This window comes from Algoriphagus antarcticus (genome assembly GCF_002150685.1).
GTDB lineage: Bacteria > Bacteroidota > Bacteroidia > Cytophagales > Cyclobacteriaceae > Algoriphagus > Algoriphagus antarcticus.
This window is the reverse complement of record NZ_MSSW01000107.1, coordinates 1-15,280: the sequence shown is the minus strand read 5'-3', so window position 1 is coordinate 15,280 and position 15,280 is coordinate 1. Positions and strand designations below refer to the sequence as shown.

At 43.6% G+C, this 15,280-nt stretch carries 1 protein-coding gene; it reads left to right on the top strand.

The window, feature by feature from the left end:
• Positions 1-15,280, top strand: a 15,280-nt coding sequence (locus tag BVH04_RS26310) for a PKD domain-containing protein (RefSeq protein WP_317045517.1), incomplete at both ends; no start/stop codon positions are given.

The window sequence follows — 15,280 nt, the reverse complement described above, 5'->3', positions numbered from 1 at the left end:
TCAGTGACTGCCGAAGATGGATCTACTCAGGATTGGGTAGTGACATTAACTTTTGGTGCGGAGCCACTCAGCACAGAGAAGGCTATTTTAACTTATGAAATTACGGGAGCTAATCCGGCAATAATTGATGCAGGAGCCTTTACAGTTGGGGTTGAAGTTCCTTTTGGAACGGATATAACTGGATTGGCGCCAATCTTTACACTTTCTGAAGGAGCAACGGCTAGCCCAGCTTCAGGAGTAGCTGCTAACTTTACAAGTCCAGTGACTTACTCAGTGACTGCCGAAGATGGATCTACTCAGGATTGGGAAGTCACTTTAACTGTGGCGGACGAAGTAATTACACCTTATGAGGCCCGAATTAATTTCCAGGATAATGTTACAATTCCTCCTACAGGATACGAAATTGACTTTGGCCAGGCATTCGGAACCAAAACACTTGCTGTAGGTGGCGATACTTATGCTTACGGATGGAAACTTAGGTCAAGTAATAATCCTTTTGATGCTTCACATTTAGCTACCGGAAACAATAATGGTGTTGGAAGGAATAGATTGGCAGGAGGATATGGTTCTGCTTCAGATATTGAAAAACTGGAAGGAACACTTGTACACTTCCAGGGAGATAATATTAGAAATAACAACGGAACTAGTGGTTGGCCTAATCAGCCTAGAGCTAATGAGCTAGTCTGGGAAATCGAAATACCGAATGGTATTTACGAAGTGACCCTATCGCTTGGTGATCAAGGAAACGATGTCGATAGCCGGCATAGTGCGACAGTTGAAGGATTTACAGTTGTTCCTGCATTCGTTCCTACTCCATCAGAGAATAGAAATGGAACTATCGTAGTACAAGTGAACGATGGACTTTTGACCATAACCGGTGAGGGTGGATACAATTCAAAAATCAATTACATCACTATCCTTCCAAGCATCGGAACTCCGGTAAGCGGAGAATTGGTATTTGATCCTTTGACAATTGATACAACACTTTCTCCTAATCAAACTTCTTCTTTCACAGCTACGCTTCAAGGAGCTGGTGCTGGAGATATTGGTTTGGTGATCGACGATGTCATCAATGGAGTAGATAAAAATGATACAGATTTTAATGATTGGCTGGCCCTACCAGCTTCAGGTTCATTAGGTTCCATAGTCTTTGCTAATTCGGCTACAGGTTTCACTGTAGGAACTACACGGACAAATAAAATTATTGCTACGGCTACAGGCTTTAAGCCAGCTTCTTTAGCAGCTAATCTAGAGGTAATTGAACCTGCTAGTACAGAGAAAGCTATTTTAACTTATGGAATTACGGGAGCTAATCTGGCAATAATTGATGCAGGAGCCTTTACAGTTGGGGTTGAAGTTCCTTCTGGAATGGATATAACTGGATTGGCACCAACCTTTACACTTTCTGAAGGAGCAACGGCTAGCCCTGCTTCAGGAGTAGCTGCTAACTTTACTAGTCCAGTGACTTACACAGTGACTGCCGAAGATGGATCTACTCAGGATTGGGTAGTGACAGTAACAATAGCTGAAGAGACGGCTAGTACAGAGAAGACTATTTTAACCTTTAATTTCGCTGGAGCTTTAGGTGCTCCGGTAATTGATACAGGAGCCTTTACAGTTGGGGTTGAAGTTCCTTTTGGAACGGATGTAACTGGATTGGCACCAACCTTTACTCTTTCTGAAGGAGCTACTTCTAGTCCAGTATCTGGAGTTGCAGCTGACTTCACTAGTCCAGTGACTTACACAGTGACTGCCGAAGATGGATCTACCCAGGATTGGGTAGTGACCGTTACTTCAGGTCAAGCGCCTGTTCTACCATGTTCACCTTACAGCTTATTGCCGTGCGATCAAATCGTAAAATCTTCTCCAATCAATTTGACATTTGATGGAAATGGAACCGGTTTAGTAGATAAAAACGGAGTGGCAACAGGATTTACAGTTGCAGTACCTCATTCTGCAGCTAGACTTACTAACGATCTGCCAATTACTTATCCAGAAGTTAACGGCTTCGAGCCAAGTAAATTGACAATATCCGGAGGTAATCTTGTCGTAACAGCGACTCATGGAATTGCTTTCTTAGCACCACCTGCAAGCTCTAATAATAACACTCAGGTTAATTCATTGGGCGTAGGGTTGAACAATATCACAGGCAAACTAACTATCGAAACAAAATTACTAGCTCTAAACAGTGGCGGCAATGCTGCCCAAGCAGGAATTTGGTTTGGTTTGGATGAGGACAATTTTGTCAAACTCAACTACAACAATGGAAACCAGATTGAGCTTAGAAAAGAAGTTGCAGGTTTATCGTCTACTGCGGCTGTAGCTTCCAATCTTGATCAGATACAAATTAATATCGGAACTGGAACTACTAGGGACATTACGTTGAGAATGGAGGTAGATCCTGTAGGAATGACGATCAGATCTTTCTATTCAATTGGAACTGGTGAATTTATACAACTAACCAATTCCTCACTTTCCCAGTTGTCACTACCTCAAGTTTATCTTGATGGATTGACTTCTGGCGATCTATCAGGAAATACTTTTGCAGGTGTTTTTGCGACCTATCGAAACGGTTCCGTCTTCGATGCTACATTCGATTACTTCTCAGTTAACGAAGAAGAAATAGTTGTTCCAAAAACTTTACAATTCAGCCAGTCTGAATTGAATTTCACAGGAGAGGTGGGTTCTGCCATATCAGCTCAGTTTGTAGATCTGATTGCAAGTGAAGGAACGCCTACAGTAGGGCTTTCAGATGATCCTGATTCAGGAGTATGGTTGATTCTTCCTACTGACCCAACTGTTGGGAATCTTGAGTTTGGAGTGAATACAAATAGTGCTGCAGGAACTTATTCTACGACAGTTTTCGCAACCGACGAACCAGATACTCAAGGATATGAGAATGCTCAGATTACAATTAATTTGACATTAACTGACCCTGGCACTCCAACTACAGACTTGAAGGTTAATTTCTCTGATCCAATTACTCCGGCGCCTGCTGGATACATAAGGGATAGTGGAGATTCTTATGCTAATAGAGGGAATGGGTATTCTTATGGTTGGCTAGATGCGACTTCTTCAAATCCTGCAGATTTAACTAAAAATGGTAGAAACCGAGCTGTTGCTGGAGTTTCAACCTTAGATAATACGCTAATCCACATGCAATACGGAAATGTTTCCACCAATGCTGCAAATGGTTATTTGCCAGATGCCAAGTGGGAAATTGAAGTTCCAAATGGCACCTATACTGTGTTGGTTGCTGTGGGAGATCCAAATGTAGATGGATCTGCTGCGGACACTCCTTTCCATACCATTGAAGTTGAAGGAACTGCAGTTATTGATCGATATGAAGCAACTGGAATAGTTGGTTCGGCTACAAGAGGAACTACAGGAACAGTGACTGTTATCGTCACTGATGGAAAATTGACCTTGGATCCTGGAAATGGGTTTAATACCAAAATTAGATATGTAGAAATCTCTTCCGGTGGTACAGTAGAGCCTCAAATACCAAGAGTATTGGGTGTAAATCCTGCCAACGGAGCCACAAATGTGCCTGTAGCCACCAGTGTGTCTGCAAATAATCTTTTCCTCCCAAATGCTGGAGGACTTAATAACAGTACAATCAATGCTTCAACTGTCAAATTGACGAAGCAAGGTTCTTCTACACCAGTAACAGCAGGTGTAAATGGAACAGGTGGAGGAGATGCTATTAACTTGACACCAAACCAACCGCTTGAAGCAAATACTACTTATGTATTTACCATTGATGGCGTCCAAGACGTTTCCGGTGCAATGCTGGAAGTATTTACCTCTACCTTCACCACAGATGATGGTGGAGTAGTTGGGCCAACTACTGATTTGGACAATGTATCGTTCACTAAAGTAGGTCAAGTCAAAGCCGGAGGAAAATATACTTCCTTGGAGGTTGGGCCTGATGGACTTCTGTATGCGCTTGAAATCGGAGGCGATATCCATAGATGGACAATGAATGCTGATGGTACTTTAGCAAATGAAGAAGTTCTTACAGCTTGGAAATCAGGGTATGGCAGCAGAACAGCTATCGGATTTGTTTTCGATCCAGCAGCTACTTCGGGTAACTTGATTGCTTATATCTCACATGTCAGTGGAGGCTTGAGTAATGGTCCGGATTGGGATGGTAAAATATCCAAATTAACAGGACCTCAATTAGCCACTGAGCAATTGTTGGTCACTGATCTTCCGAGATCCAAGCGAGATCACTTGACTAATAGTTTGGCATTCAGATCTTTTGAGCCTACTGTATTGTATTTCAATCAGGGTAGTAACAGTGCTGCCGGAGCCTTTGATAATGCATGGCAAAAAGAGGAGCGAATGCTTTCTGGAGCTACTTTAAGACTTGATCTTGCGAAGCTTCCAGCCAGTTTGCCTTTGAATGTTCGTACAACGGACAATATCCAGGCAATTATTGCTGCAAATGTGAATTCACCAACGCTTGACGGACTTTACAATCCATACTATGTCAATGCACCACTGACTCTATTTGCTTCAGGTGTCAGAAATGCATACGACTTGGTATGGCATAGCAATGGTCAGCTTTACATACCAGCGAATGGTACAGCAGGAGGAAGTAATGCTCCGGCTTCTATTGATGGAATGAGAAGACCAAACGGTACCTTCTATAATACATCTGGCGATCCGACAAATTATCCTGCGATCCCTGCATCAATTAATAATAACACGCAGCGAGATTGGCTATTCAGAGTAAATCCTAGCGAGCCAATCGGATATTATGGACATCCAAATCCATTGAGAGGTGAGTTTGTCCTCAATAGAGGTGATGTAGATGTGAATAACAGCACAAATGCTTATAACGGAGTTGTTCCGGATATCAACTACCGAGGCGCAGCGTTTGACTTCGAATTAAACAAGTCGCCAAACGGAGTAATCGAATACCAGAGTAATGCTGAAAACGGAAACTTAAGGGGAGCTATCCTTGTGGTGAGATACAGTGGCTCATCTGATATTATCGCATTGGTACCGGACGGACCAAATGGTGATATCCAAACTTTCAAAGAAGGAATTCCTGGTTTCACAGGATTTGGGGATCCGCTTGATTTGGTAGAAGATGTCTCTACCGGAAATATCTACGTTGCCGATTATGCCAGAAATGAAATTGTCCTGCTAAGACCAAGCAATCAAGCTTCCCCTAAGCCAGTAATATCTGCGAACACAGAACAAGTTGTGGGCGATGCGATTGCTGCTGGAAATGTAGTCTATGTCGAAGAGATTCTACTTTCTAACTTAGGAAATGCGGTCTTAAATAACATAGCGTTTACAGTGACAGGTGGTGATGCTGCACAATTTACAGTCACAGGAATGCCATCAACTTTGAATGCTCAAAATACCGGTTCATTCCAAGTGACTTTCGATCCTGCTTCTAACGGGCCTAAGTTTGCAACGTTAACAATCACAGGAAACAATGCCCAACCAATTTCAATCGGATTGAGTGGTCTGGGCAAGCAGGGACTTGGAGGAGCTAATGAGCCATCACTCCAGTGGATCTTGGATACTCATCTAGGACAAGGAGCGATCAATGTAGGCGATTCAGACCCTTCCAATAATATAATTACAACTGGTGCCTCTACTAACTACAATGCGTTGATTGGTGGAGAACTGGCTATTCAGAAATTCCAAAGAGCTTCCGATGGCCCAGTGTCTGTTGAGTTACTGAGTGTATATGGACCAACAGGTTCTAACCCAGTTGTTGCATTTGGTTGGTATTTGAGTGGTAATGCTGCAAGTGTTCAGGAAATATTCACAGTTACCAATGATCCTTTATCCAATGGACAAAGCTTAAATCCAATAGTTACGGGAGTCCTTGAACTGGATCCTGCAAATGCAAGCTTTGGATTTGTGAGTAGATGGCCATTCTTCCAGAATAGACAATTGTTCAGTGAAGATGTCTTGAATACGTTCACAGGAGCAATCCCTCACCATGTAAGAGTATATGCTCTGCCAGGTGAAGACAATGCATACATCGTAGCTACTGAGGAGCATATTTCCGGATTTGACTATCAGGACATTGTAGTCATTGTAAGAAATGTTATGCCATTCTCAGATGTAACTCCTGAAGAAGGTTGTTCTCCTATAAGTACGCTCGATTGTCAGGATATCGATGTTACACTTCCATTTACACTGAACTTTACAGGTTCTGAAGGTGGATTGGCAAATACAGGATTCACTATGGTAGATAATCCATCGGCTAGGATAGCGATTGATGGACCGGTCTTCAACGCAAATGTTCCAGGTTTTGAGCCTTCTCGATTGAGTTTCTTTAATGGAAACTTGGTGATCAATGCCAATAACGGAATTGCGTTTGCTAACAATACTACAAGTTCTGACACCAATTCTCAACTCAATACGCTTGGAGCTGGGTTTGATGCCGATGCCTATGGAAACTTTAGCATCAACACTACGCTTGCAGAGCAATATTCAGATGCAGTAAACAATTCTGAGCAAGGCGGATTATGGTTTGGTCTCAATGAGGACAACTTCGTTAAACTAATAGTTGATAATGGTGGTAGAGTAGAATTGAGACGTGAAGTACTTGGGGTCTCTGCTAATTCTGATCAGGTAATTACCGCTGCCATTGCAAATATTAATTCAAGTGTAGTCAAGTTAAGATTATATGTTGATTTGGATAATAGCTTGCTACAAGCGTTCTATACCATCAACACTGGTGCAGAAATAGAGCTTGGCACATTACCACTTCCAGCTTCCTACATTACTGGAAACAGTGCATACTCTAACCAAAGTTTTGCAGGTGTATTTGCAACCAAGCGCAGAGAATTGACTGCGCCAACTGTAGCTTATGCTTTTGCTGACTTCTCTATTGTACCGGATAATAATCCAGTGACTCCAACATTCGGACCACTGAAAATCAATTTCTCAACTGCAGCCGATGCGGCTCCAGTAGGATATGAGAGAGATTTGGGAACTGGATTCGGAGATCGAGGAAATGGATTTACTTATGGCTGGTTGACTACCAATGGAGTTACTCCATTGGATCTGACTGGGAATACCCGAAATAGAGCTATTGCAGGAGCAGATTTTATACAAAATACGATCATCCACATGCAATATGCCAATGGTGTAGCTCCAGGAGGTACAGTAAATGGAAATACTACAGAAGGCATATGGGAGGTAGTTGTACCAAATGGCACATACGCAGTGACTATCGGGGTAGGCGATCTGTCTGTGGATGGAAATCCAGCAACGGTTCCATCGCACACTATAAACATAGAAGGTGTGAATGCAGTGAATGCATTCGTGCCTACTGGTACTGCCGGTCAATTGACCAGAGTCACTTCTGGAACAGCCACCGTGACTGTTACTGATGGTAGATTGACAATAGATGCTGCAGGTGGATTTAATACAAAGATTCATTCACTTGAAATATCACAATCAGGTGCAGTAGATCTTCCATTCTTTACAGGAGTAAATCCTGCAAACAATGCCACAGGTGTAGCTATCGAAGGATTCCAGATTAATGTGGCTATTGATACTCCAGCCGGCTATGAACTGAATTTGGCTAGTATTGATGGTAAGGTTAAGCTGTTTGAAGTAACTACCAGCGGTAACATCGACCTGCCTATCAATCCAAATGATACAGGTGGGGGAGATGCGATTACTGTGACTCCTATAGCTTCTTTGAAGGAAAACACTCAGTATATATTCCAGATCAGCGGCGTACAAGCGAACAGAACCGGAGACTTAAATGATCTCCTGACTTTCGTTTCTTTTGAATCAAGATTCACCACAGGAGATCTGAACGAAGGTGAAACCCCAGTTCGAGATCTGACCGGAGTATCCTTTACTAAAGTTGCAGGAGGATCTGCGCTAGGAGAGGGTACGATCAATGAAAGATTCTCTAGCCTTGCAGTAGGTCCTGATGGCAAATTGTATGGAAGTACGATTGGAGATTTCCAAAGCGATGGAAAGATCTTCCGTTGGGATATGGCAGCTGATGGTACATTAGAGAACTTGCAAATTCTAAGTCCAGTACTGAATGGTTCTAATCATCCAGTGACAGGTACTCCTGCCGGTAATGATCGTTTGATTATTGGTTTTGCCTTTGATCCAAATGCGACTGCTGAGAATCTGGTAGCATACATTACACATAGTGTGGCTTCAGAATCTGCCGGTCCTGAGTGGGATGGTAAATTGACTAAGCTATCTGGTCCAAATTTGGCGACTGTAGAGGATTTGATTATCCACTTGCCTAGATCTTCAAAAGATCACTTGACCAATAGTTTGACCTTCGATCCAGCAGGTTTGATGTTTATCACTCAGGGAAGTAATTCCGCAGGGGGAAATCCTGATCCAAGCTGGAACAACCGTCCTGAGAGACTTCTTTCTGCTGCTATCTTGAAAATAGATCTGGCTAAACTTCCTTCAAGTTTACCATTGAGTGCATTCACTACGGATGATATCAGTGTAATCAATGCTGCCCCTACCTCAGGGTTGAGTATGAGCAATGGTACTTACAATCCATATAGTGCTTCTTCGCCTTTGACAATATTTGCCTCAGGTATAAGGAATGCTTATGACCTGGTATGGCACTCAAATGGCTGGCTTTATGTACCGACAAACGGTACCGCCGGCAATAACAACAATTCTCCAAATTCTCCTGCCACAACGGATTATCCTTTGGCAAGAAGAATTGACGGATTGACTACGATTCCTGCAACACCTTCACTTCTCGGTGGAGAGACACAGAAAGACTGGCTATTCAAAACCAGAGGTGGTTCCTATCACGGGCATCCAAATCCATACCGCGGTGAGTTTATTCTTAACCATGGTGGTTTGCCATATAGCAATGTGCCAGGACAAACGGATTCCCCAAGAGTGGATGTAAATAAATATCCAAGAAATCTCGGACCAGATCCTAATTACCGTCAACCGGCATACGACTTTGGATTCAACAAGTCACCAAACGGTGTGATTGAGTACAAATCAGATGCGTTTGGTGGAAAACTTCAGGGCCTATTAATGGTCGTGAGATTTAGTGGTCAGGATGATATTATCGTCATGGATCCTGCATCTAATGGTGACATTGCTGAAGCATATACCTCTATTCCGGGTATGGGTGGATTTGATGATCCTTTGGATTTGGTAGAAGATCCTAAAACGGGAAATATCTACATCTCTGAATACGACAGAGGCGCAGGTAACAATGTAAGATTGACGCTATTGAGAGCATCTGTTCCGGCGACTTTGAAGCCAGAACTCGAATCAAATCCTGAGGAATTGCTATTCGAGATTGAGGTACAGCAAAAAACTGTGGGAGGAACTACCTATGGTAATCAGACTGATACCAGAACAGTAGAGGTGACTAATAATGGAACTGAGTCAATTACGATTTCTTCAGCATCAATTGAAGGAGATATATTAGACCAATTCAATGAGGTTAGTCCAGCTGGATCCACAACATTAACTCCAGGTCAGTCCTTAGTTTATACAGTGACATTCGCTCCTGCATTGAATAGTTCAAACCTCGGCTATCATACTGCAAATTTGGTGTTGACTACCAATTCTGAGATTCAACCGGAGTTTGTAATCGGACTTCATGCGCTGAAAAAGAATGGTCTTGAGGGTGGCAACGAGCCTCCATTACAAGCAGTGGTGAACACGCTTGGTTTTGGAATCAATGTAGGTTGGACTCAATTAGCTGTAGGTATCGGAACTGATCTGAAAGGTGAAGAGGAACTGGTACAACAGTGGGTGAAAGCTGGCCCAGGTAATATTAACATTACTCCTGTGGGCAGATATTCTCCGGCAGAGTTATTACCGTTCGGTTGGTACACTAATACAAATGGTGTCATCAACTTGAATGAAGTTGGGGCACTTGCAGAAGACTTGGAGAATGCTCAAACGCTTTATCCGGAAATTGCCTCTGGCAATAACTTCTTCGACCCATCCGGTGCGATATTCGGACTATATGTGGATTCTAACACGTTTAACAGAACCAACTATACTGAAGACGGTATCAATACAGGTGGAGTGGCAAGAAGGGCAAGAACCTATCCGATGAGAGATAGAGCTGGTAATCTGATAGAAAACAGCTTCTTGGTAGCATTTGAGGATGCATCTAATGGAGATTACCAAGATTATATGTTTGTGATCGATAACGTTATTCCTTACGAGGAAGGATTATTGACCATGAACTTTAACCCAACTTCGCTGAATATCAATACCTCAGCATTGGATGGAAACACAGTTGCGCAGCAGGTGACACTGGATGCCACAGGTCCATTGACAGGAGCTGAGGTTACCTTGGTGGCTAATGCTCCTTGGATTAATCTTCCTGCAAATATTACAATCGGAGTTCCGTTTGATCTGATCATCGATAAAGCTGGCCTGTCATTTGGCACCTATCAAGGTAAAGTAACTGCGACAGCTCCGGGCTACCCAGCGGAAGAGTTGAATGTCCAAGTGACTATCACTGCTGAACCAGTGTACACTTACCAATTCAACTTCCAGAGCAATACTGCACCTTATGTTGCAATCGCCTCGCCAAGTGGATGGACGGATGATTTTGGTGCAGCATTTGGTCAGAGAGGTGGTTTCACGTTTGGATGGGTTACTCCAGGTACAACTACTCCTGCTTCTGCAGCTGCGAATGGCAGAAACAGAAATACAGGTATTAATGATGATGCGTTGTTGAAGACATTCACAATCATGGGTCATAGAACTGCCGCTAGCTTCCCGCTAAGGGATTGGTTAATAGAGCTGCCAAATGGCTCCTACACAATAAATATCAGTGTGGGTGATGGTGACTTTGCAGATAGCTACCATAAACTTAATGTGAATGGTGTAACTGTGATTGACTACAATCAGGGTGTGAACCCACTTCCGGGTACTAATCAGGAAGCAACTGCAACGGTGGAAGTCACCAACGGAATTATGAGACTTTCTCTAGCATCCGGTGGTGTCAACGCGAAGCCTAACTATATCAGAATAGCACCATTCGTGGTGTCAGCTCAAGCTCCATTATTGACTACTTCCTTAGAAGGTCTTGAGTCAACATCCGGAGTGTATAGAGGAGGAGTGACAGCTACTATTGTAGCAGTAGATAGAAGTGAATCTGCGGAAGGAATAGTACGTACAGAATATAGCCTGAATGGATCTGCACTACAGGCCTATACAGCACCTGTGAGTATAACAGCTCCGGGAAATTATACTTTACTGGTAGAGATAGAAGACGGAAACGGAAACGTTACCACGGAGACCTACACCTTTGCAGTTGAAGCTTTGTCAGGAGCATTGTTGGAAATTGAAAATATGACCAAAATTCCTGGCACTCAGCGTGCATTCCCAGCCAATGACTACTATACATTCTATAGATTCAGAACGCCAGGTGAAGCAGTAACCCATGATGCAAATGTGATGAAGCTGAAGAATACTGGTACCGGAGATTTGGTTATTGATGAGATTAATCTCTCTACAGCCAATGATTACACCTTTACTGTTCTTCCATCAGGAATATTGCCTACTGGATTGCCTTTGACAATACCTGCGGGTGGCTCAAGAGATATCAATATCAACTTTATATCGAATCCAGCTGGAGGAAACAATGCGATTATCAAGCGTACAATAACCATTTCATCCAATGCTGATAATGGTATTGAAGCTGTGGCTACGCTTCATGGTGGATTTGCTCCTCAACCTGAAGGTGGTGATGAGATTGATGCACAGGAAGTATTCGATTCGTTTGGGTTTACCACTTCCATGAGAAGCTCAATTAATGATGCTGGAAATAATACAGGAAACTTCATCGTGAGACCAAGTTCTAATGCTCCAATTCCTGCAAACGTGGATGCAGGTTACGAGGGTGACTTGATCCTTTCTGCCAACTTTGTACAAGCAAATCCTTCTCAGCCGGTAAGAGGCTTGCAACTATCTGCACTACATGGAGGACCTGGGTCTAATGGAGCACAACTAGTGCAGCCACTTGCCCAAGGAAATGCAGTAGTAGGTGGTATGAACTTCTCTCACGGACCAAACTGGTATCAGACGCTGCTTCCTAAGAGTGGAGGAATTGAAAGCACTATTATCAACGCGGATTTTGCAAATACTATAGCTGGTCCATTCCGAATTGCAATCGCTGGTTATTCTTCCGCAGGAGGAAATAATATCAATGCGGGTAGTCCAAACCTAGCTGGTTTGAGAATATATAAGGCAATAGATCGAGATGGCAAAGTGATTCCGAATGAGTACATCGCGCTTCAGGACTTCGTCCAGGGTGGATGTGGTGCTGGATCAGCAAATTGTGATTGGAATGACAACACCTTCTATTTTATCAATATTCGACCTGAGGCAGTACCTACTGCTGAAGCGCTTGAGAATCTGAGCATAATAGAGGGAGTACAGTTTACCACCGATCTAGCTGGATTCTATGATAAAGGCTACCCGGGTAACAAGTTGTTCTTCAGCTTGCAAATGGTTTCAGGTGATGCAGTTCCTTCTTGGTTGACTATCTCTGAAAACGGTCAGATTACTGGTACAGCTCCAGCAAATGCAGAAAGTAGCTATGCTGTGAATGTAATTGCTACTGATTATAACGGATTGATTGCAGGTTCTCCACTTACTATACTAGTGGATAAAGCTCCTGTAGCTATCGCCGAAGCAAATGTCTCAGAAGGCAGAGCGCCGCTGACAGTTTCATTTACTGGAGAGAATTCCACAGATGAGGCTGAACTAGCGAGCTATGAGTGGTTCTTCGAAACTGGAGCAACCGCTACTACCGCAAATGCTGAACATATCTTCGCTTCTGAAGGTGAATACGAGGTAATCTTGACAGTAACCGATATCAATGGTTTGACTGACAGTGATACCTTAATGATTACAGCATTGAATCCTGTGGGTCCTTTGGCCAGAGCAACGTCTGATATTGTGGGCGGACAAGCTCCAATAACGGTGTCTTTTGACGGAAGTACTTCCGACTCCGATGTTGCGATTACAGATTACTTGTGGGATTTTGGAACAAACGACGCCACAGCTAATACGGCAACAGCTTCTTACACTTATACCGAAGCTGGTGAATACACTGTCACCTTGACCGTCACCGATGCGAATAGCTTGACCGATCAGACTTCTATCACTATTACGGTGACTGGAAATGTAGGTCCAACAGCAATAGCAGCTGCAGACGTTCTTGAAGGAGATGCACCATTGACTGTCAGCTTCCTGGGAAGCGAGAGTACAGATGATCTTGCAATAGTGAGCTACTTGTGGAACTTCGGAAATGAGGAAACCTCAACTCTGGCTGACCCTACAGTAACCTTTAATGAAGTAGGGGTTTATCCTGTGACCTTGACGGTAACAGATGCTGCTGGATTGACAGATGTAGCAAACTTGAGTATTACGGTAAATGAACCGGCACCAGAGCCTAATTTTGAATTGAGAATCAACGCAGGTGGACCTGAATTGACTCATGAAGGAAAAGTGTTCGCAGCTGATAACTCATTCGTTGGTGGAAAAGTATATGCTAACAATGCAGCACTAGTGCCAGCCTTGTACAAAACTGAGCGAAGTGCTAATCCTCCGACATTCAGTTACCAGATACCTGTGCCTAACGGAACATATACCTTGAATCTTCACTTTGCAGAGATCTATCATGGTGCTGCCGGCGGTGGTGCAGGTGGAAATGGCAAACGAATCTTCGACGTGAACGCCGAAGGTGTTTTGATCCTGGATAACTTCGACATGAATGCACAGGCAGGTCCTCAAACAGTGATTGTCAGAACATTTGAGGTAACCGTAACTGACGGCGTGATGAATCTAAACTTCTCAGCACTTGCTGCTGTGGGTGGTGTGAATGAACCGAAAGTGTCTGCTATTGAGATCATTGGATTCGTGAATACTAACCAAGCTCCTGTAGCAGTGGCCACGGCTACTCCTGAAAGCGGATTTGCTCCGCTTGAGGTTGTGTTTAGTGGAGTAGGTTCTACAGATGACGAATCGATAGCGACTTACACTTGGAACTTTGGTGATGGATCAGTAGCGTCTAATGAGCAGAATCCTACACATGTTTATGCTGAAGTAGGAGAGTTTACTGCCACACTTACTGTGACAGATGAAGAAGGTCTGACTAATTCAGCTACAGTGGCTATACTCGTGACAGTAGGTAACCAAGCTCCTGTAGCAGTGGCCACGGCTACTCCTGAAAGCGGATTTGCTCCGCTTGAGGTTGTGTTTAGTGGAGTAGGTTCTACAGATGACCAATTGATAGCGACTTACACTTGGAACTTCGGTGACGGATCAGCAGCGTCTAATGAGCAGAATCCTACGCATGTTTATGCTGAAGTAGGAGAGTACACAGCTACATTGACAGTGGCTGACGGGCAAGGGTTGACAAATTCCGCGACAGTATTGATTACTGTAGCTGAAGAGCCAACTGACAACGGATTCAGCTTATATCTGAATACAGGTAGCGCAGCAAATGTAGCGTTTGACGGTAAGCTGTTTGTAGGAGATTTGGCAACGCCAACCCTCTATAACAGCACGCATACTTATACCAATACAAATGCAAGCAACTTGCCATTGTACCAGACAGAGCGTGGTTCTCAGGCCGATCTTACGATCTTGAACTACAGCATTCCTGTACCAAACGGTACCTATACTGTGAGTACGTATCACAATGAAATGTACTTCGGTAAAGTGGCGGGTCAGGTCAACGCAATAGGCAAGCGGGTGTTTGATATCCTGATTGAGGGTAATCTTGTGAAAGATAATCTTGATCTGTTCTCAGAGTCAGGAGGAAATCCGATCAAGCTGACCTTTACAGAGGTGGTTGTACTAGACGGGGTAATGAATATCAGCATGCCACCAAGTGCAAACCGAGCATCAATCTCCGGCTTGGCTATCGATAAGGTCATCGATGTAGTAGTAGAGAATGAGGCACCAGTTGCCGCATTCACTCAAAGTCCAGAAACTGGAATTACTACCGAGACAACTGTGAGCTTTAACAGTTCAAGTTCAACGGATGACAAGGCAATAACTAGTTACGGATGGGATTTCGGTGACGGAACTAGCTCAACGGAAGCGAATCCTACGCATACGTTTACTACAGCTGGTACTTATAGTGTGAGCTTGACGGTGACGGATGCAGAAGGCTTGAGTGATGTGGCTACGATACAGATCGAGGTATTTGAGCCGGCTCCGGTAGAATATGACTTCAGCATGTATATCAATGCGGGTAGCATTCAGACGGTGAGTTATGAGGGTAAGGAGTTTGTCGGTG